Genomic DNA, 23,769 nt, shown 5'->3' on the forward strand with positions numbered 1-23,769 from the left:
GCGCTCCCTCCGCGAGCTGTCGGCCGCCCGGGCCGCCGAGGCCGAACGCGCCCTGGCGCGGGCCCACGAGCCGGGCGGGGACACCGGCCACGGCGTCCTGGTCGCCCGCTCGCGCGGCGTCCCGGTGTACCCCGACGCCGGTCCGGCCGCGGCGGCCGTGGCACCCGGCGCGGTCATCGGCTTCGACGCGCGGGACCGGCGGTTCGTCGTCGACCCCGACGAGGACACCCGGCGCTCCCTCCGCGAGCTGTCGGCCGCCCGGGCCGCCGAGGCCGAACGCGCCCTGGCGCGGGCCCACGAGCCGGGCGCGACCGCGGACGGCCACCCGGTGCCGGTGCTCGCCAACGTCACGACGCCCGCCGACGCCGGCCGTGCCGTCGCGTCCGGCGCGCAGGGGTGCGGGCTGCTGCGCACCGAGATCCTGTTCGGCCACCTGGACGACGCCCCGTCGGTCGACGCGCAGGCGGCCGCGTTCGCCGGGATCGCCGAGGCGTTCGCCGGGCGGCCCGTGACCGTCCGCACCTGGGACGTGGGCGGCGACAAGCCGCTGCCGTTCCTGCCGGCGCCCGCCGAGGCGAACCCGTTCCTCGGCGAGCGCGGGCTTCGGCTCATGCGGCGGGCCCCGGAGGTGCTCCTCGACCAGCTGACCGCGGTCTGCCGGGTGGCCCGGGACCACCCGGTGCACGTCATGTTCCCGATGGTCAGCACCGCCGAGGAGGTGGCGTGGGCGCTGGAGCGGCTCGACGAGGCGGCCGCGGCGGCCGGCGGCCGTCCGGCGGGGATGCGGGTCGGCGTCATGGTCGAGGTCCCGGCCGCCGCCCTGGCCGTGCGCCGCGTGGCGCAGGGCCTCGACTTCGTGAGCATCGGCACCAACGACCTCGCGCAGTACACGATGGCGGCCGAGCGGGGCAACACCGCGGTCTCCGCGCTGGCCGAAGCCCGGCACCCCGCCGTGCTCGACCTGGTGGCCCGGGTGTGCGCCGACGTGCCCGAGGGCACGCACGTCGCGGTGTGCGGCGACCTCGCCGGTGACCCGGCGGCGGCGGTGGTGCTCGCCGGGCTGGGCGTCGGAGAGCTCAGCGTGGTGCCCACCCAGGTGGCCCTCGTCAAGGCGCGGCTGCGGGAGGTGACCCTGGCCGGCGCGCGGGACCTCGCCCGGCGGGCGCTGGCCTGCGGGTCCGCCGACGAGGTCCGTGCGCTGCTCGCGGGCGCCGCCGGCCCGGCGGACGCGGACCGGGCGGGACGCTGACCGTGCTCGCCCCTGCCCGGCCGTGGCCGACCGCCCGCCACGGCACCGCTCGGGGCGGTCCGGGGGCCCGGCTCGAAGCCGGCGGGAGCGGCCCCGTAGACTCGGACCCGTGACCGACGCGACCCCGACCCCTGCCGGCAGCCACCTCCCCGAGCGGGTCTCCGAGCTCTTCGACCCGGCGCAGTGGCGCACGGTCGAGGGCTTCGAGGACCTCAGGGACCTCACCTACCACCGCGCCGTGGAGCGGGACGGCGACGGTGCCGTGCTGCGCGACCTGCCGTGGGTGCGGGTCGCCTTCCACCGCCCGGAGGTCCGCAACGCCTTCCGCCCCGGCACCGTGGACGAGCTGTACCGCGCCCTCGACCACGCCCGGATGAGCTCCGACGTGGGCGCCGTGATCCTCACCGGCAACGGCCCCTCCGCCAAGGACGGCGGCTGGGCCTTCTGCTCCGGCGGGGACCAGCGCATCCGCGGCCGCGACGGCTACCGCTACGCCGGGGGCGAGACCGCCGAGTCCATCGACCCGGCCCGCGCGGGGCGGCTGCACATCCTCGAGGTGCAGCGGCTGATCCGCACGATGCCCAAGGTGGTGATCGCCGCGGTGCCCGGCTGGGCCGCCGGCGGCGGCCACTCCCTGCACGTGGTCTGCGACCTCACGATCGCCTCCCGCGAGCACGCCCGGTTCAAGCAGACCGACGCCACGGTGGGCTCCTTCGACGCCGGCTACGGCTCGGCCCTGCTGGCCCGCCAGGTGGGGCAGAAGTTCGCCCGGGAGATCTTCTTCCTCGCCCGCGAGTACGACGCCCAGCGGATGCTCGAGATGGGCGCGGTCAACGAGGTCGTCCCGCACGCGCAGCTGGAGGACGCGGCGGTCGCCGCCGCCCGGGACGTGGCCGCGCAGTCCCCGCAGGCGATCCGGATGCTGAAGTTCGCGTTCAACCTGCCCGACGACGGCCTGGTCGGCCAGCAGGTCTTCGCCGGGGAGGCGACCCGGATGGCCTACATGACCGACGAGGCCGTCGAGGGCCGGGACGCGTTCCTGGGCAAGCGGGACCCCGACTGGTCCGGCTTCCCGTACTACTTCTAGGCCGCGGTCCGGCCGGGACGGTCCGACCGGGCCGGGGCGGCCGGGCACCGGGCGGCAGCACGAGGAGGAGGGCCGCGATGGCCGAGCTGATCGTTCCCGACGACGCCGTGGTCCTCGACGGCCCCGTGGCCGGCGACCCCCTGCGGCTGCTGTCGCCGCTGACCCGGGTCCTCGGGCGGGCGGGACCAGCCGTCGTGGTGCGCACCTCCGGGTCGACCGGCCGCGCCAAGCGCACGGTGCTCACGCGGGACGCCCTCGCCGCGTCCTCCATGGCCACCGCGGTGCGCACGGGCGCGGTGGGCCAGTGGCTGCTGGCCCTGCCCGTCCACTACGTCGCCGGGCTCCAGGTCCTGGTCCGCTCCCTCTACGCCGGGACGGACCCCGTGGTGCTGGACCCCGCCGCCCGCTTCACCCCGGAGGCCTTCGCGGAGGCCGCCGCACGGCTGGAGGACCCGGTGCGCTTCACCTCTTTGGTCCCCACCCAGCTGCAGCGGATCCTCGAGCCGGAGTCCGGGGTCCGCAACGGGGACGCCGTCTCGGCCCTGAAGAGCTTCTCCGCGGTCCTGCTGGGCGGCTCGGCGGCCTCCCCGCGGCTGCTCGCGGCCGCCCGGGAGGCGGACCTGCGGGTGATCAGCACCTACGGGATGTCCGAGACCTGCGGAGGCTGCGTCTACGACGGCGTGGCCCTGGACGGGGTCTCCGTGCACGTCGAGCAGGACGGCGGGCGGCCCGGCACCCCGTCCGCGCCGGGGCCCGGGCGGATCTGGCTGGGCGGGGCGTTGGTCGCCGCGGGCTACGCCGGGGACCCGGAGCAGACCGCGCGGCACTTCCACGAGGCCGCGGGGACCCGCTGGTACCGCACGGACGACCTCGGGGAGCTCTCCCCGGACGGCGTGCTCTCCGTGCACGGGCGGGTCGACGACGTCCTGAACACCGGCGGGGTGAAGGTCTCCGCGGGGCGGGTCACCGCCGTGCTGGACCGGCACCCGGCCGTGCGCCAGGCGCTCGTGCTGGGCGTGCCCGACCCCGAGTGGGGCCAGGCGGTGGGCGCCGCCGTGGTCGCGGCCGCGGGCACCGACCGGGCCCGGCTGCGCGCCGAGCTCGCGGAGGCGGTGCGCGCCGAGCACGGGAGCGCCGCCGTGCCCCGCCGCTGGGCCTGGCCCCAGGAGCTGCCGATGCTGCCCACCGGCAAGCCGGACCGCGCGGCGGTGGCCCGCCTGCTCGGCTGAGCCGGGCGGGCCCGGCCCGGGACCGTGACACAATGGTGGGCGGCCCGGACCCCCGCCGCGGTCCCCACCCCGCGCGGGACGCACCGCGGCCGCGCCAGACGCATCTTGACGGAGGTAGCCCGTGGCCACGCCAGCACAGTGGATCGAGGGAGCCCGGCTCCGGACGCTGCCCATGGCGGTGGCCCCGGTCGTGGCCGGCTCCGCAGCGGCCCAGGCCCTGCACTCCTTCGACCTCGTCCGCGCGGTCCTCGCCCTGCTGGTGGCCCTCTTCCTGCAGATCGGCGTGAACTACGCCAACGACTACTCCGACGGCATCAAGGGCACCGACGACGTGCGGGTCGGCCCGCTGCGGCTGACCGGCTCCGGGGCCGCGGCCCCCGGGCAGGTGAAGGCGGCGGCGCTGCTGTGCTTCGGCCTGGGCGCGCTCGCCGGCGCGGCCCTGGTGGTGCTCAGCCGCCAGTGGTGGTTCATCCCCGTGGGGCTCTCCGCCGTGCTCGCCGCGTGGGGCTACACCGGCGGGCGGACCCCGTACGGGTACCGGGGGCTCGGCGACGTGTTCGTGTTCGTGTACTTCGGGCTCGTGGCCGTGCTCGGCACCACGCTGACCCAGGCCGGCGCCCTCAATCCCGAGGCGTGGGTCGCGGCCCTGTCCACCGGCCTGATCGCCACCGCCCTGCTGATGGCCAACAACATCCGGGACCTGCCCGGGGACCGGGAGGTCGGCAAGCGGACGCTGGCCGTGCGGCTGGGCGATCCGCCGGCCCGGGTGGTGTTCACCGCCGAGATCGCCGTGGCGCTCGCGCTGGTGCTGTTCCTGGTGCCCGGCAACCCGTGGATGCTCCTCGTGCTGCTGCTCGTGCCGGTGGCGCTGCCGCCGGTGGCCACGGTCCTGCGGGTGCAGGACCGCCGCCAGCTCATCCCCGTGCTGAAGCAGGTCGGGGTGCTCAACGTGGGGTGGGCCGTGCTGTTCTCCCTGGCGGTGCTGCTGCAGCAGTGGCTGTGAGCCCGCGCTGAGCGCTCAGACCTCGCGCCCGTCCTCGCGCAGCGTCCGGTCCACGTAGGCGTCCTCGGCCTCCTGGTCCTCGAGCGCCACGCGGTCACGGGGCCGCGGGGAGCGGGCGACCCACCGGCGCAGCTCCTCCCCCGCGGCCGTGTGCAGGCGCGGGAAGAACAGGTAGGAGACCGCGAAGGACGCGGCCACGGCGGCGATCCCGGACAGGATCAGCCCCACGCCCAGCCACATGCTGAGCAGGAAGACCAGCACGAGGATGCCGAAGCGGAGCAGGGAGTACTTCAGGAAGTTCACCCCGCCAGTCTACCGAGCGCACCTGGAAGATCTCCCCGGGCGCTGAGCTGGCGCCCAGGCAACTCCCCTACGATTGTCGGCATGGGCAGAGCCATCCTCATCATCGGCGCAGCCGCACTGGCGGTGGGCGTCATCGTGTACTCCCTCATCGAGTGCGCCCGGACCGACAGCGCCGCCATGCGCGGCCTCCGCAAGGGGGGCTGGATCGCGGTGATCGTCCTCCTCCCGCTGCTCGGCGCGCTCCTGTGGCTGTTCCTGGGCCGCCCCCGGGGCACCGCGGACTCCTCCGCCCCCGCGCGCGGGAAGGGCCCGGACGACGACCCCCAGTTCCTGCGCAACCTCGAGGAGCGCCGCCGGCAGCAGGAGCAGGCCGAGAAGCTGCGCCGGTGGGAGGAGGACCTGCGCCGCGGCGGCGGGACCACCGGTGGGCGCCCCGATCAGGGCGGGCCCGGGGGCGGCTCTCCCGGCGGGTCCCCCGGCGGCTCCTCGGCCGGCCGCGCCGACGACGCCTCCGACGACTCCCCCGGCAAGAACCGGCCGCCGCGCGACTGACGCCCCTCCCCGGGGCCGCGCCGCCGGCGGCCCTAGACTCGGGGCACCATGTCCGTGATCCCCCGCCTGCACAGCGCCGCCCGGCGCCACCCCGCGCGCGCCGACGCCCTGGGCGTGCTGCCCGCGGCCCTGCTCACCCTCGCCGTCGGCGCCGGCACGCCGCCCGGGCGGCCCGGTCTGGCTCCTCTCCCTCGCCGCCACCGTCCCGCTGTGCTGGCGGCGCACCCGCCCCACGGCCGCGGCCGCCGCGGTGGCCGCGGCCCTGCTGCTCTCCCTGGTCCTGCAGGCGGTGCCCTATCCGGCCCTGTGGGCGGTGCCCTGGGCGGTGTACTCGGTCTCCGCGCACGGGAGCGTGCGCGGGCGGCGGGCCCTGCTGGCCGCGGGCGTGCTCGGTGCCGTGCTCTTCGGCCATCACCTGACCCATGCCGCCCTCGGCGGCGCGGCGCAGATGAGCTGGTGGGAGCGCGGGCTGATGTGGCTGTCCGTCAGCGGCGGCGCCGCCGTGGTGGTGCTCGCGGCCTTCGCGTTCGGCGGCTGGCGCCGGCTCAGCCTGCTCCGGGACCGCGAGCTCCTGGAGCGGGCCCAGCGGCTGGAGCGCGAGCGGGACCAGGAGCGGCGGCTCGCCGCCCAGGACGAGCGCACCCGCATCGCCCGTGAGATGCACGACGTCGTGGCGCACTCCCTGTCCGTGATCATCGCCCAGGCCGACGGGGCACGCTACGCCGTCGCCTCGGCCGGGGGCGCCCCCGTCCCGGAGACGGCCTCGGCGGCGCTGGCGACGATCGCGGCGACGGGCCGGTCCTCGCTGGCCCAGATGCGCCGCCTGCTCGGGGTGCTGCGCACCGACGACGGCGGCGCGCTCGCGCCGCTGCCCGGTCTGGCGGACCTGCCCGCGCTCGTGGCCGGCTGCACCGGCACCGGCGCCGACGTGCGGCTGCGGGTGCACGGGGAGCCCGAGCCCGGCCGGCTGCCCTCCGGGGCCGAGCTGGCGGTCTACCGGATCGTCCAGGAGGCCCTGACCAACGCCCTGCGCCACGCCCCCGGGCTGCGCACGGTGACCGTCGAGCTGCGGTGGACCCGTGAGGGACTCAGCGGGTCCGTGCACAACGACGGCGTCACGGCCGACCCCCGCAGCGCCCCGGCTCCCGGCAACGGCCTGCGGGGGATGCGCGAGCGCGCCGACCTCTACGCCGGCACGGTCTCGGCCGGCCCCTGCCCCCCGGACGGCTTCCGCGTCCGGTTCTCCGTCCCCCACCAGGAGCGCTGACCGTGTCCCTCTTCCCCGCGACCGCCCCTGTGCCCGAGCCTGCGCCCGAACCCGTGCGGGTGCTCATCGTCGACGACCAGCAGCTCGTGCGCGGCGGCTTCCGCATGCTGCTGGACTCCCAGCCCGACCTCGAAGTGGTCGCCGAGAGCGGGGACGGCGCCGACGCCGTGCGCGCCGTGGAGCGCCTGCGGCAGGTCGGGTCCGGGCCGGACGTGGTCCTGATGGACGTCCGGATGCCGGTGCTCGACGGGATCGCCGCCACCCGGCAGATCCTCGACCGCCACGGCACGGACGTGCGGATCGTGGTCCTGACCACCTTCGACCTCGACGAGTACGCCCTGGACGCGCTGCGGGCCGGCGCCAGCGGCTTCCTGCTCAAGGACGCGCTGCCGGAGGAGCTGCTCGCCGCCGTGCGCACCGTCCACCGCGGCGACGCGGTGATCGCCCCGTCCACCACCCGGCGGCTGATCGGCCACTTCGTGCTGGAGCCCGCGGCCGGGCCCGCCGAGGACTCCGCCGCGCCCCGGCCCCACGCCGCGGCGATCGCGACCCTCACCGCCCGCGAGCACGAGGTCTTCCTGCTGATGGCCCGCGGCCTGTCCAACGGGGAGATCATGGGCGAGCTGTTCCTCTCCGAGGCGACCGTGAAGACCCACGTCTCCCACGTCCTGGCCAAGCTCGGCGTCCGGGACCGGGTGCAGGCCGTGGTCCTCGCCTACGAGTCGGGGCTGATGGACTGAGCACCGGTTCTCATCCCCGGGGATGAGAGGCCCCGGGCCGGGATCATGCCGGGCTCCGATGCGCCCGCAGGGACCGCCGGGGGACGCTGGCAGCATGATCACCTCCACCGCTCCCCCCGCCCTGCACGCCCACCGCCTGCACCAGGCCTACGGCGCCGCCACCGCCCTCGACGGCGTCACCCTGACCGTCCACCACGGGGAGTCCGTGGCGGTGATGGGCGCCTCCGGGTGCGGCAAGACCACCCTGTTGCACTGCCTGGCGGGCATCGTCGTGCCCGACCGCGGCGGCGTGACCCTGGACGTCCCGGGCGGTCCGGTGACCCTCTCGGCCGCCTCCGCCGACCAGCGCGCGGTGCTGCGCCGGTCCCACCTCGGCTTCGTCTTCCAGCAGGGCCTGCTGCTGCCCGAGCTGACCGCCCTCGAGAACGTGGCGGTGGCCGCGATGCTCGCCGGCACGTCACGGCGGGAGGCCGAGCGGGCGGGCGCCGGGCTGCTGGGGCGGCTGGGCCTGGACGGCCTGGGCGGTCGCCGCATTGGGCAGCTCTCGGGCGGGCAGGCCCAGCGCGTGGCCATCGCCCGGTCCCAGGTGAACCGCCCGGCCGTGACCTTCGCCGACGAGCCCACCGGTGCGCTCGACTCGCGGACCTCCGAGGAGGTGATGTCCCTGCTGCTGGCCGCGACCTCCGGCGCCGGCACCACGCTCGTGGTGGTCACCCACGACGAGTCCGTGGCCGCCCGGTGCGCCCGGGTGGTCCGGATGCGCGACGGCCGTGTGGTCTCGGACGCCGTCCCCGCCGGCGCTGTGCCGGCGGGGACGGCGGCGGGTGCCCTCCGATGACCCTGCTGCGCCTCCTGCCCCTGTTCGTCACCCGGTCCGCGTTCCTCTCCGCGCCCGGTCTGCTGACCGTCGCGGCCTTCGCCGCGCCCACGGCGCTGCTGGTGGTGGTCGGCGGCGGCACCGCCGCCTTCTTCCGCGCGGACGGTGAGCTGGCGGCGCTCTACCGGTCGCTCGCCCTCGTGGCCGTGGCCCTGCTGTTGGTCCCGTTCCTCTCCCTGGGCGCTGCCGCCGCCCGGCTCTCCGCCCGGAGGCAGGACGACCGGCTGTCCGCCCTCTCCCTGCTCGGCGCCTCCCGCGGCACGGTGACCGGGCTGGCGCTGGTCGAGCCGCTGCTGCTCGCCGGCTCCGGGGTGGTGCTCGGGGCCGTGGCGGCACCGCTGCTCGCCCTGCCGCTCGGACTCGTCCCGTTCCGCGGCGCGGCCCTGGGCTGGCGCGCGCTGCTGCCCCCGGCGCCGCTGCTGGCGGGCCTGCTCGCCGGGGTGCTGGTCGTCGCCCTCGGCAGCGCCGCCGTGGGCGTGCGCCGCCTCACGGTCGGTCCGCTGGCGGTGCGGCTGCGCCACGAGGCCCCGCGGGTGCGTGCCCGCCGGCTGCTCGTGGGCGGGGCACTGTTCTCGGCGGCGCTGACCGCCGCGGTGGCCGGGCAGACCGTGGCCCCCTCCGTGGCGGTGATGGTCGCCCTGAGTGCGGCCGCGATCACCGGCGGCGCCCTCGTGCTGCACCTCGTGGGGGTGTGGCTGGTCGGCGCCCAGGCACGGCGCCGGGTGCGGCGCGCCGGCAGCCCCGAGCAGCTGCTGGCGGCCCGTGGCGTGCTGGAGGACCCCCGGCAGGCGTGGTCGCAGGTCTCCGGGGTGGCCCTGACCGCCTTCACGGCCACGTTCGTGGGCTCCGGAGCAGCCCTGGTCGGGGCCGGGCCGGGCGGGGCGGGGACGGCCTCGATGACGCCGGAGGAGGCCTGGCTGGTCCGGGACGTGGGCACGGGCGTCCTGCTCACGCTGGGCATCTCGTTCCTGATGGTGGCCGTCTCGGCGGTGGTCAACCAGGCCGCCCTGATCCACGACCGGCGGGGGCTCTACGCGGGCCTGCACGTCCTGGGCGCGGACACGCGAACCCTGCATGCAGCGCGCGTGCGCACGGTGATGCAGCCGCTGCTGCTGGTGGCGGCCGTGTCCGGGCTTGCGGGGCTGGTGCTCGCCGCCCCCATGGCCGGGCCCGCGGCCGTGTTGGCCCCGGGCACCCTTGCGCTGATGCTCGGCTCCGTGGCGGCGGGGGCGCTGCTGGTGCGCGCCGGCCTGGAGCTCACCCGGCCGGTGCTGGCCGCCGTGGCGCGCGCTCCCGCCCGTGCGGCGGGCTGAGCGTCCCGGGGAGCACCGCGGCCCGCACCGGCAGTGGTGCCGGTGCGGGCCGCGGTCGGAGTGCAGTGGGAGGACCGCCGCGCGCGGGCTGCGGGCCCGTGCCGTGGCGCCGAGGGCGCCCGTGCCGCGGGGAGAGTGCTGCGCGGGGAGAGTGCTGCGCGGGGAGCGGCCGGACGGCTCAGACGCCGGCGTAGGAGTGCAGGCCGGCGAAGAGCGTGTTGACCACGGTGAAGTTGAAGATGATGCACAGGTACCCGGCGATCGACAGCCACGCCGAGCGGGTGCCGGTCCAGCCGCGGGTCGCGCGGGCGTGCATGTAGGCGGCGTAGACCACCCAGATCACGAAGGTCCAGACCTCCTTGGTGTCCCAGCCCCAGTACCGGCCCCACGCCTGCTCGGCCCAGATGGCCCCGGCGGCGAGGGTGAAGGTCCAGAAGGCGAAGCCGACCGCGTTGAGCCGGAAGGACAGGTTCTCCAGCGCCTGGGCGGACGGGACCATCCGCAGGAGTCCATGCCGGGGGCCTGCCCGGCCAGGATCGCCCGCTCACGCCGGGCCTGCAGCAGCTGCAGCACGGCCATGGCGAAGGTGATGGTGAACACGCCCGAGGCCGCCACCGCGATGGACACGTGGATCACCAGCCACCAGGACTGCAGGGCCGGCTGCAGCGGGCCCACGGGCGTGGGGAAGCCGATCGTCGCCGCGCAGAGCATGATCACCACGAGCCCGGAGACGAGGGTCCCCACGAAGCGCAGGTCCCGGGCGAGCAGGGCCAGCAGGTAGACCCCGGCGACGACGAGGGCGCCCGTGGTGCAGAACTCGTACATGTTGCCCCAGGGCACCCGGCCCGCGGCGAACGCCCGGCTCACCACGGCGGCGGCGTGGACCAGGAACGCGAGGACCATGACGGCCACGGCCACGCGCGCCGCGGGTCGGCGCTCCCCGGTGTAGCGCATCTGCTCGTCGGCCACGTGCCCGGCCAGCGCGGAGCGGGCACCCGTGCGGTAGCCGCGCCCGCGGTGGCCGGCCCGTGCCCGGCCCGCGCGTCGGCGGGCTCGGCGGCGTCCTGCGCCCCCGCCCCGGCCGTCGCGGCGCCGACGAGCTCGCGGTCCTCGGCCTCGGCCGTGCCGCGCAGGGTCTTGGAGTGGGCGGCCATGTCCCACGCGAAGGCGACGAAGCTGACCAGGTAGGTCATGGCGGCCAGGAGCATGAACAGCTCGCTCCAGGCGCCCAGGGTCTCGTTGACGGTCATGCCGCTCATCCTCTCACTCGTTCCCGGACGCCGGCTCGGAGCCGGCCCGGGCGGGGGCGGGCCCCGCGGTCTCCCGGTCCCGCACGCCGGCGGACTCCCACTGCCCGGTCCACAGCTCGCCCAGCCGCTCGGCCTCGGCCGCGAGCCGGGGGTCCTCGCCGCGCGCCAGCAGCCCGTACTCGAGCACCGTGCAGCCCCGGCCGTCCTCGTCCGTGCCCCGCGCCGCCCGCACCCAGACGCGGCGGCGGGAGATGAACAGGGACATCAGCAGCCCCGTGAAGGCCAGCACGAAGGAGACCAGGGCGCCCGTCTTGCCGGGGTCGTAGTGGACGTCCAGGCCCACGTAGCGCTTCACGTCGAGGAACTCCACGGTGCCCTTGCCGTCGGGCAGCTCGTGCACGGGGTTCGCGGCGTCGAGGGTGATCGCGCCGTTCTCGTTGGTCATGGCGTTGAGCTCGGTGAGCTGCTCGACGTCGAGCACGTACACGTTCTGCGGGGCGCCGGTGTCCAGGCCCAGGTCCCCGTGGTAGGCGGAGAGGATGAGCCGGGGGTTGGCCAGGCCCGGGTCCACCGAGCGGGGCATCTCCCCCTCCCCGCCCACGGCGGTGGGCAGGAGCAGCCCCACGAAGCCGAGCTGGTCGGGCCGGGCGTCCGGGACCTTGAGCACGAGCGAGGAGGTGTACACGCCGTCGGAGGGGACGGTCACCACGGGGCCCTCGAAGGCGACGTCCCCGTTGCCGTCCGTCACCCGGATCACCGGGGCGTAGCCGTTGCCCACGAGGTAGCTCTTCACGCCGTTCACGTTCAGCGGCTGGTTGACCTTCAGGACCTCCTCCCGCGGCTCGGCCCCGGGCTCGTCCTGCACGGTGACCTCGGCGGTGAAGTCCAGCGGCGCCCCGTAGTTGCGCGGGTTCGTGGTGTCCCGGTTGAACTCGGCCTCGAAGCGGTCGAGCCGGACCGAGAACGGCTCCAGCCAGTCGGCGTCGTAGTTGGTGCCGGGGGTGAAGGAGTCGTAGCCGATGAGGGTGTTGACGAAGGACTCGCCCTCCACGACCACCCGCTGGCCCTTGTAGCCGAACAGGGACCCGACGGCCACGGAGACCAGCACGCCCAGCAGCGCCAGGTGGAAGACGATGTTGCCGACCTCCTTCCACATCCCGCGCTCGGCGGCGACCGAGGGGGCGGCCGAGCCGGCGTCCCGCACCGCGACCCGGTAGCCGCGCTTCTTCAGCAGCCGGGCCGCGTCGGCGACGACGTCGTCGGGGGCCGGGGCCTCGGCGCCGTCGCGGCCGCCGAGCGTCAGCGCGCGGTGCTCGGGCAGCCGCTCCAGCCGCCGCGGGGTGCGCGGCGGCTCGGCCCGCCAGGCCCGCCAGTGCTTGGCCGCGCGCGGCAGCACGCAGCCCACGAGGGAGACGAACAGCAGGATGTAGACGGCGGAGAACCAGGCCGAGGAGAACACGTCGAAGAACTGCAGCCGGTCCAGCCACTCCCCCAGGACCGGGTTGTTGTCCAGGTAGTCCTGCACGGCCGCCGGGTCCTGGATGCGCTGCGGGAAGATCGAGCCGGGCACCGCCGCGACGGCCAGCAGCAGGAGCAGGAACAGGGCCGTGTTCATCTTCGTGAGCTGCGTCCACGCCCACCGGGCCATGCCGCGGGGCCCGAGGGCGGGGAGCTCGGCGTCGGAGGAGCGCCCGCGGGGCGGTTCCGTGGGCGCGGCGGGACCCGACGAGGGAGGCGCTGGTGTGCTCATGCCGGTCTTTCTGTGGTCGGGGCGGGACGGGGTGCCGGAGGTGCTCAGATCGGCATCACCCAGTCGGTGACGAGCTCGGCCTGCACCCAGGAGACGAACGCGGTCCATGCCCCCGTCATCATGAGCAGCCCGACCAGGACGAGGAGACCTCCGCCGGCGCGCTGGATGGTGAGGCGGTGCCGGCGGAAGAAGCCCATGGCCCCCATGCCGCGGCGCAGCGCCAGGGCCAGGAGCAGGAAGGGCACCCCCAGGCCCAGGCAGTAGGCCACCGTGAGCACGGCGGCCTTCCCGGCCGAGGCGCCGTCCACGTACACGAGCGCCTGCACGGCGGCGAACGTCGGGCCGATGCAGGGCGCCCAGCCGAGGCCGAAGGTGACGCCGAGCAGCGGGGCGCCCCACAGACCGGGCGGGGGGCGGCGCTCGATCTTGCGGTCCCGCTGGAAGAACGACACCCCGCCGAGGAAGACGACGCCCATGAGCACCACCAGAGCGCCGAGGACCACGGTGATCCAGCTCTGCCCCAGGAACCAGGCGTAGGCGCCCAGCTGGGCGAGCAGCACGGACATGAGCAGGAACACGGCGGAGAAGCCGAGCACGAACAGGCTGATCCCGGCCAGCACCCGGCCGCGGCGCTGGTCCTGCAGGTCCGCGCCGGTCAGGCCCGTCACGTAGCCAGGTAGCCGGGCACGAGCGGCAGCACGCACGGGGAGGCGAAGGAGACCAGTCCGGCGAGCAGGGCCACGGGCAGGGCGACGAGGAGGGAGCCGTCGAGGACGATCTCGGCGAACGGGTTGCCGGCCGTCATGCCGCTTCGGCCACCGTGTCCTCGAGCAGGGTCTCCAGCACGGAGCGCTCGGCGATGCCGAGGATGCGGGCGGCCACCCGGCCCTCGGCGTCGAGGACCAGCGTGGTGGGCACGGCCTGCGGGGGCACGTAGGCGCTCAGGGCCATCAGCACGCCCCCGTCCTTGTCCTCGAAGGAGGGGTAGGGGATCTCGAAGGTGCGCTCGAACGCCTCCGCGGTGGCCTGCTCGTCGCGCAGGTTCACGCCGTAGAAGGCGGCCCGGCCGTCGAAGCGCTCGGCGAGCTCCCGGAGGTCGGGGGCCTCGACCCGGCACGGGGCGCACCCGGCGTACCAGAAGTTGAGCAGCGCGGGGGCCCCCCGGAGGTCCTCGGCCGAGACCACGGTGCCGTCGAACAGGGTGCCCTCGAACTGCACGGGCTCCCCGCGCTCCCCGGCCGCGTACTCCGAGACGGTGCCGTCGCCGGCGATGTAGCCCTTCTGGTCCCCGGAGTTGGCCTGCTGGGCCAGCGAGTCCTCCTCGGTGCACCCGGCGAGGGCGAGCCCGAGGACGCCCAGGCCCGCGAGCGAGAGCACTCGGCGGCGGGACGGACGGGAGGAGGCGGACGAGGGACGGGAGGTCACGGACGGATCACCTGGTGCTCTGGACGGGACGGGGACGGCGGCGGCGCCCCGCCATTATGAACCGGGAAGCTGGTTGACCCCTGGATAGTAGGCGGCGGCGGGCTCGCGGTACTCGACCCGGGGCGGGCGCCCGGCGTCGAGGTCGTCGAACACCAGCGAGGTCAGGGAGGCGAGGTTGCACTGCCGGCGGCGCGGGTCGTGCGGCAGGGGACGGCCCTCGGCGGAGCGCCGGGTGAGCCAGATCGGCAGCTGGTGGGAGACCACCACGGCCTCGGCGCCGTCCCCGCCGCGCTCCACGGCCGTGCGACCGGCCTCCAGCACGGCCTCGGCCATGCGGGCGACCTGACGGCGGTAGGGCTCCCCCCAGGAGGGGGCCAGCGGGTTGCGCAGGTGCGGCCAGTGCCCCGGCCTGAGCAACTCGAGGGCGTCCACGTGCAGGCCCTCGAAGTGGTTGTGGGCCTCGATCACCCGTTCGTCCGGGTGCACCGGCAGCCGCAGCTCCCGGGCCACGGGCGCGGCGGTCTCCCGGGCCCGCTGCAGCGGGGAGGAGACGAGGTGGACGATGCGCGAGCCGTCGTTCACACGGCGGGCGAGCTCGGCGGCGGCGGCCTCGGCCATCCGCGCGCCCAGCTCGGTGAGGCCGTAGCTGGGGAGCCGTCCGTAGACGATGCGGTCCGGGTTGAGGACCTGGCCGTGGCGCAGCAGGTGGACGGTCGAGGAGGGCATGCCCCCATGATCCCAGACGGGCGCGGCGGGCCCCAAAACGGGGCCCGGCTCAGCCGGCCAGACGCTCGCGCAGCAGCCGGGCGAGCCGGCGCTCGTCGATCTGCCAGAAGTCGCGGGGCACGCCGTCGACGAGCAGCACCGGGATCTCCTCCGCGTGCCGGCGGGCCAGCTCGGGGTCGCCGTCGACGTCCACCTCGGCCCAGCCCAGGCCCAGCGCGGAGGTGACCCGGTCCACGGACTCCCGGGCCGCCTCGCAGAGGTGGCACCCCGGGCGGGTCAGCAGGGTCACGGCCGGCGGCGTCGGGGAGCTCATGGGTCCATGCTACGGCCCGCCCCGACCCCGGCGCCGGTCTCCGGGATGGGCCCGGCAACGCCGCGGGGCCGCCGTCCTGGAGAGGACGGCGGCCCCGCGGGCGGTGTCAGCGCCGGGTCACTTCTTGTTGCGGCGCTGGTGACGGGTCTTGCGGAGGAGCTTGCGGTGCTTCTTCTTGGACATCCGCTTGCGGCGCTTCTTGATCACTGAACCCATAGGATCCCTCGCATCTTCATGTCTCGGTGGTGTTCCCCGGGGACTCCGCGACAGGCGGGAACCGGGGTGCCGGCCCTCGGACGGGAACGGCCGGGCAAACGTTCACTGACACCCTACCGTCTCGCAGGGAAATTGCCGTATTCGTGCCCGGTGGACCGGTCTCAGGCGCTGCGCGGCACCTCCGACGGGCCGCCGGGCTGCTCCCCGGCGTGCACCGGCAGCTCCCCCGTGGCGACGGGCACGGCCGGGTCGGCCGGCGCGTCCGGGGCGGGGCCGGGGGTGCGCTGCTCCTGGTCGGGGTCCACGCCGGCCTCGCGGTACTGGTACTCGATGTGCTCGGCCACCAGCCGCGCCGCGAGCCCGCGGTCGCCCGCCTCCACGGCGGAGTAGATCGCCTGGTGCTCGGCGCGCAGCCGCTCCGAGGTGGCGCTCCACAGGGGCACGTGGCCCACGAGGGCCATCGTGTACTCGTAGATCGAGTCCCGCAGCGAGGACATCAGGGCGGAGACCACCGTGTTGCCCGCGGTCTTGCACAGCGCGATGTGGAAGCTCACCTCGAGGTGGTGGAACTCCTTGAGCGAGAGGTCGTCCCGGCCCATCTGCTCGAGCAGCGCCCGCAGCTCGGCCATGGCCGGGTGCCGGGGGTCCGAGCGCTCCAGCGCCCAGGTCTCGAGCAGCACCCGGGTCTGCACGATGTCCCGCAGCGGGTAGTCCGAGGTGGCCATGTGCAGCTGCAGGGCGGGACCGGCGGACGCCGCCGGCTCCCGGACCAGCATGGGCAGGATCGACTTGCGCGGCCCGTCGAAGAGACGGACGATCCCCTGCGCCTCCAGGGTCTTGAGCGCCTCCCGCATGTTGTTGCGGGACACGCGGTGGATGGCCGCGAGGTCGCGGTCCGAGGGCAGTTGTTGGCCCAGCACGAGATGGCCGTCGAACAGCTCGTTCTCCAGCCACTGCAGGACCTGTCGATGCGTTGCCATAGTCTCCAGGGTAGGTCCACCGCGGCCCTCCGTGGGGCGGTCGCGGGTCCGGACGTGTCGGAAGTGCGGACGGGTGGGACCGCCGGGCCCGGCCGGAGCCGGACCCGGCGCGGATCAGATGAGGCCCTGGGCCATCATGGCGCCGGCCACCTTGACGAAGCCGGCGATGTTGGCGCCGGCCACGTAGTTGCCGGGCATGCCGTAGTCCTCGGCCGTCTCGGCGCACCGGTCGTGGATCGACGTCATGATCTGCCCGAGCCGCTCCTCCGTGTACCCGAAGGTCCACGAGTCGCGGGACGCGTTCTGCTGCATCTCCAGCGCGGAGGTGGCCACGCCGCCGGCGTTGGCCGCCTTGCCGGGACCGAAGAGCACCCCGGCCTCCTGGAACATCCGCGTGGCCTCGCCGGTGGAGGGCATGTTGGCGCCCTCGGCCACGGCCACCACGCCGTGCGCCAGCAGCTTCTTGGCGTGGGAGCCGTCCAGCTCGTTCTGGGTGGCGCACGGCAGGGCCACGGTGCCGGGGACGTCCCACACGGAGCCCTTGGCGATGAACCGGGCGCGCCCGCCGCGACGCTCGGCGTACTCCGAGATCCGGCCGCGCTCGACCTCCTTGATCTGGCGCAGCAGCTCCAGGTCGATGCCGTCGGGGTCCACCACGTAGCCGCCGGAGTCGGAGGCGGTGATCACCGTGGCCCCCAGGCGCTGGGCCCGGGCGATCGCGAAGGTCGCCACGTTGCCGGACCCGGAGACCAGCACCGTCTGCCCGTCGAAGGACTGCCCGCGGGTGCGCAGCATCTCCTCGGCGAACATGACGGTGCCGTACCCGGTGGCCTCGGTCCGCACGAGGGACCCGCCCCAGCTCAGCCCCTTGCCGGTGAGCACGCCCGACTCGTAGCGGTTGGTGATGCGCTTGTACTGGCCGAACAGGTAGCCGATCTCGCGCCCGCCGACGCCGATGTCGCCGGCCGGGACGTCCGTGTACTCGCCGATGTGGCGGTAGAGCTCGGTCATGAAGGACTGGCAGAAGCGCATGATCTCCGCGTCGGAGCGCCCGCTGGGATCGAAGTCCGAGCCGCCCTTGCCGCCGCCGATGGGCATGCCGGTGAGGGCGTTCTTGAAGATCTGCTCGAAGCCCAGGAACTTCACGATGCCCAGGTAGACGGACGGGTGGAAGCGCAGTCCGCCCTTGTAGGGCCCCAGCGCGGAGTTGAACTCCACGCGGAAGCCGCGGTTGATGTGCACGCGGCCCTCGTCGTCGGTCCACGGGACCCGGAAGATGATCTGGCGCTCCGGCTCGCAGATCCGCTCGAGCACGGCGGCCTCGAGGAGCTCGGGGTGCCGGGCCACCACGGGGCCGAGGGAGTCGAAGACCTCGTCCACCGCCTGGTGGAACTCCACCTCACCGGGGTTGCGGGCCAGGACGGCCTGACGGATGGGATACAGGTCCTCGTGCATCGTGCTCCTCGTGCTGGTCGGAAGGGTGGAGCCGGTCACCGCCGCGGGTGCCGGGGGCGGCGGCGCAGGCCGGGCAGACCGGCCAGGAGGTCCGCGGCGCGGGCCCCGGCTCCTCGGGCCGGGCGCCGGGGCGTCCCGCCGGCAGGACGCCCGGCCGCGGACGGCTCGGCCCCGGGAGGTTCGGACATGAGCAGCTCCGGGCCCGGTTCCCGGAGCGCCGGGGCGGTGACCACCAGCTCCTCCGGGGCGCTCGTGAAGGGCTCGTCCGCCGCGGCCGCGGCGGTCCCGGGCGCGGCGCCCGGTTCCGGTGCGGTCGGTCGTGGTGCGGTGGGCTCCGGTGCGGCCCGCTGCTGGACCGCGTCGCCGGTGACCTCGTGGATCCAGCGGGTCACTTCGGCGAGGGGCTCGGGCCGTACGGCGTACAGCCGCCGCTGCCCCTGCGCCTCCATGGACACCATACCGGCCTCGCGCAGGATCTTCAGATGCTTGGAGACGGTGGGCTGGGAGACGCCCAGCTCCTCGACGAGGTCCCCCACGGGCCGCTCGCCGTCCTTGAGCACAGTGAGGATCCCCCGCCGGGTCTTGTCGGCGATCACCGCGAACACGTCGTTGTTGCCCATCCGATCACTGTAAACGCGTTGGCGGGCGGCACCCGGCAGCGGCACGTCCACCCGGCTCCCCCGCTCGCCGGCGACCGCGGGCTCGGGGCTCAGTCGAACCACGGGTCCAGCCCCCACTGCGGGAAGACCTCCTTGCGGGTGGCCATGATCGTGCGGTCGGTCTCGTCGTTGGGGTCGAAGCCGACCTCCCACGAACGCCACCACAGGTCCACCTCGTCGCCCATCACCCGCGGCGCCTCGGCCCCGTAGCGCTCGCGCACGTGGTCCCGCCACGGCTGCGGCACCGCCGCGCCCACGTCCACCGGGTGCCCGGCGGCGATCGCGACCAGGTGCGTCCACGACCGGGGCACCACGTCGTGGCAGTTGTACCCGCCCCCGCCCGTGGCGATCCACCGGCCCTCGCACAGCTCGTCGGCGAGCCCGGAGAGTGCGACGGCGGTCTGCCGCTGGGCGTCCACGCTGACCCGCAGGTGGGTGAGCGGGTCGGCGAAGTGGGAGTCGCAGCCGTGCTGGCTGACCAGGACCTCGGGGGCGAACTGGCGCAGCAGCGGCGGGACCACGGCGTCGAAGGCCCGCAGCCACATGGCGTCGTCGGCGGTGGCGGGCATGGCGACGTTGACGGCGTACCCCTCGGAGGCCCCCCGGCCCGTCTCGTTGGCGAAGCCGGTGCCCGGGAACAGGGCCAGGCCGGTCTCGTGCAGCGAGATGGTGAGCACCCGGGGGTCGTCGTAGAAGATCGACTGGGTCCCGTCCCCGTGGTGGCCGTCGACGTCCACGTAGGCCACCCGCCGGACGCCCTGCTCGAGCAGGTGCTGGATGCCCACGGCGCAGTCGTTGTAGATGCAGAAGCCGCTGGCCCGCTCCGCGTGGGCGTGGTGCATCCCGCCCCCGAAGTTCACGGCGCGCACCGCGTCCCCCGTCAGGAGGGCCGCGGCGCCCTGGTAGGTGCCGCCCACCAGCCGGGCGCTGGCCTCGTGCACCCGGGGGAAGGCCGGGGTGTCCTCGGTGCCGAGGCCGCACTCGGGGATCTCCAGGGAGGGGTCCGCGCCGACCGCCCGCACCGAGTCCAGGTAGTGCTGGGGGTGGACGAGGCGCAGGACGTCGTCCGGGGCGACCTCCGGGGCCTCCACGGTGACGTTGGCCCGGCGGTCGAGGCCGAACTCCTGGACGAGGCGGTGCGTGAGCTCGAGCCGGGAGGGGTGCATCGGGTGGTGGGGCCCGAAGTCGTACTCGAGCAGGGCGGGCCCCAGAACAGTCGCGTGGGGCGCGGGGCGCCGGGCCCGGATGTAGCAGGAGTCACACGGCCATTAGACCACTCGCGCCGTCGCCCCGCCGCCGGCCCGCGGCGCCGCGGCCCAATGTGTCCGCCCGGGCCGCGTCCCCGCACGCTCAGTCGAGGTCGCTGAACGCCTGCACCTTCCGGGTGGGCCCGATGACGAGGATCTGGTCGGTCTCGTACAGGACGGTCCCCGGCTCGGCCGGTTCCCAGGCCTCTCCCGGGCGCCGCACGGAGACCACGGAGACCCCGTGCGCCCGGCGGAGGTTGAGCGCGTCCAGGGGGCGCTGCTGGACCGCTTCGGGAGCGGGGCAGCGGATCAGCGCGAAGCCGTCGTCGATCACCACGAAGTCGAGCACCCGGCCCTGGATCAGGTGGGCGGAGCGCACGCCCATGTCGTGTTCGGGGCTGATCACGTGGTGCACCCCGAGCTGCTCGAGGATCTCGGCGTGCGGACCGGTGATGGCCTTGGCCCAGATCTCCGGGTGGCCGAACTTCAGCAGCCGGGAGGCGACCAGGATGCTGGCCTGCACGTCCGAGCCGATCCCGACGACGACCTTGTCGAACTCGTCGACCCCCAGCTGGCGCAGCAGCTGCTCCTGGGTGGCGTCGGCGCGCACCACGGCGGTCAGCTGCCCGTTGAGCTCCTGGACCACGCTCTCGTCGGTGTCGACGCCGAGCACCTCGGCGCCGTTGTGCATCAGTTCCAGGGCGAGGGCGGCGCCGAAGCGGCCCAGGCCGATCACGGCCACCGTGCCGGGTGTCCGGCGGCCGGAGGGGTGTCGCGCGGTGCTGGCCGGGCGGGTGGGGAACATGCGGGGACCTCCTGGAGGTGTCGGGGCGGGGGTGGGGGAACGGGGATCAGCCGATCAGCGGGCGTTCCTTGGGCAGCTCGTAGAGGGCTCTGCGCGGCCGGGCGGCCATGGCGGTGGCCACCGTGATGGGTCCCAGCCGCCCCAGGAACATCAGGGCGATGAGCACTCCCTGGGCCGCCGGCGAGAGCGCGGCGGTGATCCCGGTGGACAGGCCCACCGTGGCGAAGGCGGAGATCACCTCGAACAGCAGCCGGTCCAGGCCGATGTCCTCGTGCAGCAGCATCAGCACCATCGTGGCGGTGGCCACCGCGCCCAGGGCCAGCACCACCACCGTGGTGGCCTGGCGCTGCACCGAGCGGGACAGGCGCCGGCCCAGCACGTTGACCGCCGCGCCGCCGGTGACCTCCGTGTAGGCGATGAAGCCCAGGACGACGAACGTGGTGACCTTCAGGCCGCCCGCGGTCCCGGCCGGCCCGCCGCCGACGAGCATCAGCAGGTCCAGGCCCAGCCAGGACACCGGGTGCATGGCGGAGATGTCGATGCTGTTGAAGCCGGCGGTGCGGGCGATGGTCGACTGGAAGAAGCCGGCCAGCAGCTTCTCGTCCGCCCGCATCGGGCCGAGGGTGGCGGGGTTGGCCCACTCCACCGCGCACAGGAAGACCGTGCCGGCGGCGAGCAGCACCACGGTGGCGAACAGCACGATGCGGGTGTTCATGCTCCACCGCCGCGGCCGGCGCCACTCCCGGCGCAGCTCGTAGAGCACCGGGAAGCCGAGCCCGCCCAGGATCACCGCGGCGATGAGCGGCAGGTTGATCCAGGGGTCGGTCGCGAAGTCCATGATCGAGAGGGTGTACAGGGCGAACCCGGCGTTGTTGAACGCCGAGGCGGCGTGGAACACCCCGTGCCAGACGGCCTGTCCGGCCCCGTAGCCGTAGCCGGCGGCGAAGCGCAGGGCGAGCGCGGCGGCCACGAGCGTCTCGATCACCAGGGTGGTGACCAGCACGCGCAGCAGCACCCGGCGCATGTCCCCGTAGCCGGGGCTCTTGGTCTCGGTCGAGCTCATGATCCGGGCCGTCAGGCCGAGCCGGCGGGCCAGCAGGATCCCGAGCACGGTCGCGAAGGACATCACCCCGAACCCGCCGATCTGGATCAGGGCCAGGACCACGGCCTGCCCGAACGGGGTCCAGTAGGTGGGGGTGTCCACCACGATCAGCCCGGTCACGCAGATGGCCGAGGTCGCGGTGAAGAAGGCCTCCATGAAGGAGGCCCCGCCGGGGCCGACGCGGGCGACCGGGAGCAGCAGCAGGACGGTGCCGGCGACCAGTGCGGTCGCGAAGGCGCCGATGATCAGCTGGGCGGTGCGCGCCGCGGTCACCTCCCGCGGGTCGGTGCTCCGCCGGGACGCCCGGGGGCGTCTGCGGCGGGGCCTGGAGGCGTGGGTCAGGCGGCGGACCCGGGCCCGCAGCAGGGCCTCTTCCAAGGGCATGGGCGATAACCTACACCCGCGGGACGGCACGCCGCGCCGCGGGTGCGATACTGTCTCGGGCCGGGGCACGCGCCGCGGCCGACGCCGTCCGGGCCGGGCGGCCCGGACACAGGAGGAGGGCCCGTGAGCAACCTGCAGCACCGGTCCTGGGTGTCCCGCGAGGAGCGGGGCCGCTTCTGGCTGCTCACCTCGCTGCGCGACCTCGTGGACCGGATCGCGGCCGGCTCCCCCGCCCGCCTCGCCGTGATCTCCTTCGCCGCGGTCGTGACCCTGTTCTCCTTCCTGCTGTGGCTGCCCGTCTCGTCCGCGCCCGGGGTGGACACGGAGCTCGAGGACGCCGTCTTCACCGCCACCTCCGCCGTCACCGTGACCGGGCTGACCACGGTCCCGACCGCCACGAACTGGTCCTTCTTCGGGCAGTTCGTGATCCTGATCGCGATGCAGATCGGCGGCCTGGGCACCCTGACCATGACCTCGATCCTGGCCCTGGCGATCGGCCGCAAGCTGGGCCTGAAGTCCCGGCTGATCACGCAGGAGGCGCTGAACATCGGGCGCCTCGGCGAGGTGGGCTCGCTGCTGCAGGTCATCGTGGTGATGTCGGTCGTGATCGAGGCGGTCCTGGCCGCCGTCCTGACGATCGGCTTCCTGCTGGTCGGGGAGCCCTTCCTCACCGCCCTGTGGCACGGGGCGTTCTACGCGGTCTCCGCCTTCAACAACGGCGGGTTCACGCCCCACTCGGACGGGCTCGTGCCCTACACGGACGCGGCGCTGATCCTCCTGCCGATCGCCCTGGGCGTCTTTCTCGGCTCCCTGGGGTTTCCCGTGGTCCTCGTCCTGCGGCAGACGGGTCTGCGCTTCTCCCGGTGGAACCTCAACACGAAGCTGGTCGTGGTGACCACCACGATCCTGCTGTTCGTCGGCTGGGCGCTGTTCCTGGCCTTCGAGTGGTCCAACCCGGACACCCTGCAGGGGCGGCCCGTGACGCAGAAGGTGTTCGAGGGGTTCTTCCACTCGGTCATGGTCCGCTCCGGCGGCTTCAACCTGGTGGACATGAACAGCCTGGAGCCGGTCACGCTGCTCATGACGGACGCGCTGATGTTCGCCGGCGGCGGCCCCGCGTCCGTGGCGGGCGGGATCAAGGTCACCACGCTCGCCGTGGTGTTCCTGGCGATCCTGGCCGAGGCCCGCGGCGACCGGTCGGTCATCGCCTTCTACCGCACCATTCCCGAGGACGCGCTGCGCATCGCGATCTCGGTCATCATGATGGGCGCCACCGTGGTCCTGGTCGGCTGCGGAATCATCGTGGAGATCTCCGAGGAGCCCCTCGACCGGGTGCTGTTCGAGGTGATCTCCGCCTACGCCACCTGCGGGCTGAGCGTGGGCCTGTCCGGCGAGCTCCCGCCGGAGGGAAAGTACGTCCTGTCCGTCATCATGCTCGTGGGCCGCATCGGCACCACCACCGTGGCCGCCGCGCTGGCGCTGCGCTCGCGCCGCCGTCTGTACAAGTACCCCGAGGAAAGGCCGATCATTGGCTGACCGTTCGTCCCACAGCGTTCCCGTCCTGGTGATCGGTCTCGGCCGCTTCGGCACGGCCACGGCCCTGCAGCTGGCCCGGCAGGGGCGGGAGGTCCTGGGCGTGGAGCGGGACGCGCAGCTGGTGCAGAAGCTCTCGGGCCAGCTCACCCACGTGGTCGAGGCCGAGGCCACCGACATCGACGCGCTGCGCCAGCTCGGCGCCGCCGAGTTCGACTCCGCGGTGGTGGGCGTCGGCACGTCGATCGAGTCCAGTGTGCTGATCACGGCGAACCTCGTGGACCTCGGCGTGAGCCGCATCTGG

The 23,769-nt window shown here is 74.7% G+C and carries 25 protein-coding genes and 2 pseudogenes; 11 read left to right on the forward strand and 16 right to left on the reverse strand.

The features are described from left to right. The 4 genes from BJF77_RS14540 to BJF77_RS14555 all read left to right on the forward strand — a co-directional run. Positions 1-1,249, forward strand: a 1,249-nt coding sequence (locus tag BJF77_RS14540) for a putative PEP-binding protein (RefSeq protein ID WP_255396281.1), incomplete at its 5' end; no start/stop codon positions are given. Positions 1,250-1,358: 109 nt separating this feature from the next. Then, the gene (locus tag BJF77_RS14545) at positions 1,359-2,336 is read left to right on the forward strand and encodes a 1,4-dihydroxy-2-naphthoyl-CoA synthase (protein ID WP_075872610.1); all 978 of its coding nucleotides are present in this window, start codon (positions 1,359-1,361) and stop codon (positions 2,334-2,336) included. Positions 2,337-2,413: 77 nt separating this feature from the next. Continuing rightward, positions 2,414-3,565 (forward strand): AMP-binding protein, encoded by a 1,152-nt coding sequence (locus BJF77_RS14550; RefSeq protein WP_075872611.1) that lies wholly within the window; start codon positions 2,414-2,416, stop codon positions 3,563-3,565. Between the two features lie 121 nt (positions 3,566-3,686). Then, entirely contained in the window at positions 3,687-4,568 is an 882-nt protein-coding gene (locus tag BJF77_RS14555) for a 1,4-dihydroxy-2-naphthoate polyprenyltransferase (RefSeq protein ID WP_047804698.1), read from the forward strand. A gap of 15 nt (positions 4,569-4,583) precedes the next feature. Here the strand turns inward: BJF77_RS14555 and BJF77_RS14560 are convergent, their stop codons facing one another. Continuing rightward, positions 4,584-4,871 carry a DUF4229 domain-containing protein gene (locus BJF77_RS14560; RefSeq protein ID WP_047804697.1) on the reverse strand — a complete coding sequence of 96 codons (288 nt, stop codon included), beginning with the start codon at positions 4,869-4,871 and terminating at the stop codon, positions 4,584-4,586. 81 nt (positions 4,872-4,952) lie between these two features. Between BJF77_RS14560 and BJF77_RS14565 the strand changes: the two genes are divergently transcribed. From BJF77_RS14565 to BJF77_RS14585, 5 genes are all read left to right on the forward strand, one after another. Continuing rightward, positions 4,953-5,423 (forward strand): PLDc N-terminal domain-containing protein, encoded by a 471-nt coding sequence (locus BJF77_RS14565; protein ID WP_075872612.1) that lies wholly within the window; start codon positions 4,953-4,955, stop codon positions 5,421-5,423. 250 nt (positions 5,424-5,673) lie between these two features. Then, a complete protein-coding gene (locus BJF77_RS14570; RefSeq protein WP_083665180.1) occupies positions 5,674-6,690 on the forward strand; it encodes a sensor histidine kinase in 1,017 nt (338 codons plus the stop codon). A 2-nt stretch (positions 6,691-6,692) separates the two neighbouring features. Further along, positions 6,693-7,430: a response regulator transcription factor gene (locus BJF77_RS14575; RefSeq protein WP_255396282.1), complete on the forward strand. Its 738-nt coding sequence runs from the start codon at positions 6,693-6,695 to the stop codon at positions 7,428-7,430. Positions 7,431-7,524: 94 nt separating this feature from the next. Beyond that, positions 7,525-8,268: an ABC transporter ATP-binding protein gene (locus tag BJF77_RS14580; RefSeq protein ID WP_047804695.1), complete on the forward strand. Its 744-nt coding sequence runs from the start codon at positions 7,525-7,527 to the stop codon at positions 8,266-8,268. Beyond that, complete coding sequence (locus tag BJF77_RS14585; RefSeq protein WP_075872613.1) at positions 8,265-9,620, forward strand: hypothetical protein; 1,356 nt, start codon at positions 8,265-8,267, stop codon at positions 9,618-9,620. The genes BJF77_RS14580 and BJF77_RS14585 overlap by 4 nt, the downstream gene beginning before the upstream one ends. 178 nt (positions 9,621-9,798) lie before the next feature. Here BJF77_RS14585 and ccsA read toward each other — a convergent pair whose 3' ends face one another. From ccsA to BJF77_RS14650, 15 genes and pseudogenes are all read right to left on the reverse strand, one after another. Continuing rightward, entirely contained in the window at positions 9,799-10,119 is a 321-nt protein-coding gene (gene ccsA, locus BJF77_RS21955) for a cytochrome c biogenesis protein CcsA (protein ID WP_255396283.1), read from the reverse strand. 107 nt (positions 10,120-10,226) lie between these two features. Further along, positions 10,227-10,574: pseudogene (locus tag BJF77_RS22790) on the reverse strand (c-type cytochrome biogenesis protein CcsB); the annotation flags it as partial. Beyond that, the gene (locus tag BJF77_RS21965) at positions 10,484-10,879 is read right to left on the reverse strand and encodes a hypothetical protein (protein WP_255396284.1); all 396 of its coding nucleotides are present in this window, start codon (positions 10,877-10,879) and stop codon (positions 10,484-10,486) included. The pseudogene BJF77_RS22790 and the gene BJF77_RS21965, both read right to left, overlap by 91 nt. Positions 10,880-10,883: 4 nt before the next feature. After that, a complete protein-coding gene (locus tag BJF77_RS14595) occupies positions 10,884-12,620 on the reverse strand; it encodes a cytochrome c biogenesis protein ResB (protein ID WP_255396285.1) in 1,737 nt (578 codons plus the stop codon). Positions 12,621-12,664: 44 nt separating this feature from the next. Further along, positions 12,665-13,425, reverse strand: a pseudogene (locus tag BJF77_RS14600) (cytochrome c biogenesis CcdA family protein). Beyond that, complete coding sequence (locus tag BJF77_RS14605) at positions 13,422-14,045, reverse strand: TlpA disulfide reductase family protein (RefSeq protein ID WP_047804691.1); 624 nt, start codon at positions 14,043-14,045, stop codon at positions 13,422-13,424. The pseudogene BJF77_RS14600 and the gene BJF77_RS14605 overlap by 4 nt, the downstream one beginning before the upstream one ends. A 54-nt stretch (positions 14,046-14,099) precedes the next feature. After that, positions 14,100-14,771, reverse strand: coding sequence for a histidine phosphatase family protein (locus BJF77_RS14610; RefSeq protein WP_075872614.1), 672 nt, complete (start codon positions 14,769-14,771; stop codon positions 14,100-14,102). 49 nt (positions 14,772-14,820) lie between these two features. Further along, positions 14,821-15,084: a glutaredoxin family protein gene (locus tag BJF77_RS14615; RefSeq protein WP_047804689.1), complete on the reverse strand. Its 264-nt coding sequence runs from the start codon at positions 15,082-15,084 to the stop codon at positions 14,821-14,823. A 117-nt stretch (positions 15,085-15,201) separates the two neighbouring features. Continuing rightward, positions 15,202-15,300, reverse strand: coding sequence for a 30S ribosomal protein bS22 (locus tag BJF77_RS14620; protein WP_005504750.1), 99 nt, complete (start codon positions 15,298-15,300; stop codon positions 15,202-15,204). A gap of 161 nt (positions 15,301-15,461) precedes the next feature. Then, positions 15,462-16,280, reverse strand: coding sequence for a FadR/GntR family transcriptional regulator (locus BJF77_RS14625; protein WP_075872615.1), 819 nt, complete (start codon positions 16,278-16,280; stop codon positions 15,462-15,464). 114 nt (positions 16,281-16,394) lie between these two features. Then, positions 16,395-17,735, reverse strand: a complete 1,341-nt coding sequence (gene gdhA / locus BJF77_RS14630; RefSeq protein ID WP_047804687.1) for an NADP-specific glutamate dehydrogenase — start codon at positions 17,733-17,735, stop codon at positions 16,395-16,397. Positions 17,736-17,770: 35 nt separating this feature from the next. After that, entirely contained in the window at positions 17,771-18,355 is a 585-nt protein-coding gene (locus BJF77_RS14635) for a helix-turn-helix transcriptional regulator (RefSeq protein ID WP_075872616.1), read from the reverse strand. 89 nt (positions 18,356-18,444) lie between these two features. Further along, a complete protein-coding gene (locus BJF77_RS14640) occupies positions 18,445-19,560 on the reverse strand; it encodes an acetoin utilization protein AcuC (RefSeq protein ID WP_083665181.1) in 1,116 nt (371 codons plus the stop codon). A 184-nt stretch (positions 19,561-19,744) separates the two neighbouring features. Next, positions 19,745-20,446 carry a TrkA family potassium uptake protein gene (locus tag BJF77_RS14645; protein ID WP_047804684.1) on the reverse strand — a complete coding sequence of 234 codons (702 nt, stop codon included), beginning with the start codon at positions 20,444-20,446 and terminating at the stop codon, positions 19,745-19,747. Between the two features lie 46 nt (positions 20,447-20,492). Further along, entirely contained in the window at positions 20,493-21,932 is a 1,440-nt protein-coding gene (locus tag BJF77_RS14650; RefSeq protein WP_255396286.1) for a TrkH family potassium uptake protein, read from the reverse strand. A 132-nt stretch (positions 21,933-22,064) separates the two neighbouring features. On the opposite strand from BJF77_RS14650, the gene BJF77_RS14655 reads away from it, so the two are divergent. Next, a complete protein-coding gene (locus BJF77_RS14655) occupies positions 22,065-23,468 on the forward strand; it encodes a TrkH family potassium uptake protein (RefSeq protein ID WP_047804704.1) in 1,404 nt (467 codons plus the stop codon). After that, positions 23,461-23,769, forward strand: a 309-nt coding sequence (locus BJF77_RS21970) for an NAD-binding protein (protein ID WP_255396287.1), incomplete at its 3' end; no start/stop codon positions are given. The genes BJF77_RS14655 and BJF77_RS21970, both read left to right, overlap by 8 nt.

This window comes from Kocuria sp. CNJ-770 (genome assembly GCF_001942375.1).
GTDB lineage: Bacteria > Actinomycetota > Actinomycetes > Actinomycetales > Micrococcaceae > Kocuria > Kocuria oceani.

Coding starts and splice junctions, on each gene's coding strand:
- BJF77_RS14550 (WP_075872611.1), top strand. CDS start 2,414: ATGGCCGAGCTGATCGTTCCCGACGACGCCGTGGTCCTCGACGGCCCC.
- BJF77_RS14565 (WP_075872612.1), top strand. CDS start 4,953: ATGGGCAGAGCCATCCTCATCATCGGCGCAGCCGCACTGGCGGTGGGC.
- BJF77_RS14580 (WP_047804695.1), top strand. CDS start 7,525: ATGATCACCTCCACCGCTCCCCCCGCCCTGCACGCCCACCGCCTGCAC.
- BJF77_RS14585 (WP_075872613.1), top strand. CDS start 8,265: ATGACCCTGCTGCGCCTCCTGCCCCTGTTCGTCACCCGGTCCGCGTTC.
- ccsA (WP_255396283.1), bottom strand. CDS start 10,119: ATGGTCCCGTCCGCCCAGGCGCTGGAGAACCTGTCCTTCCGGCTCAAC.
- BJF77_RS21965 (WP_255396284.1), bottom strand. CDS start 10,879: ATGAGCGGCATGACCGTCAACGAGACCCTGGGCGCCTGGAGCGAGCTG.
- BJF77_RS14595 (WP_255396285.1), bottom strand. CDS start 12,620: ATGAGCACACCAGCGCCTCCCTCGTCGGGTCCCGCCGCGCCCACGGAA.
- BJF77_RS14610 (WP_075872614.1), bottom strand. CDS start 14,771: ATGCCCTCCTCGACCGTCCACCTGCTGCGCCACGGCCAGGTCCTCAAC.
- BJF77_RS14615 (WP_047804689.1), bottom strand. CDS start 15,084: ATGAGCTCCCCGACGCCGCCGGCCGTGACCCTGCTGACCCGCCCGGGG.
- BJF77_RS14620 (WP_005504750.1), bottom strand. CDS start 15,300: ATGGGTTCAGTGATCAAGAAGCGCCGCAAGCGGATGTCCAAGAAGAAG.
- BJF77_RS14625 (WP_075872615.1), bottom strand. CDS start 16,280: ATGGCAACGCATCGACAGGTCCTGCAGTGGCTGGAGAACGAGCTGTTC.
- gdhA (WP_047804687.1), bottom strand. CDS start 17,735: ATGCACGAGGACCTGTATCCCATCCGTCAGGCCGTCCTGGCCCGCAAC.
- BJF77_RS14635 (WP_075872616.1), bottom strand. CDS start 18,355: ATGGGCAACAACGACGTGTTCGCGGTGATCGCCGACAAGACCCGGCGG.
- BJF77_RS14640 (WP_083665181.1), bottom strand. CDS start 19,560: ATGCACCCCTCCCGGCTCGAGCTCACGCACCGCCTCGTCCAGGAGTTC.
- BJF77_RS14645 (WP_047804684.1), bottom strand. CDS start 20,446: ATGTTCCCCACCCGCCCGGCCAGCACCGCGCGACACCCCTCCGGCCGC.
- BJF77_RS14650 (WP_255396286.1), bottom strand. CDS start 21,932: ATGCCCTTGGAAGAGGCCCTGCTGCGGGCCCGGGTCCGCCGCCTGACC.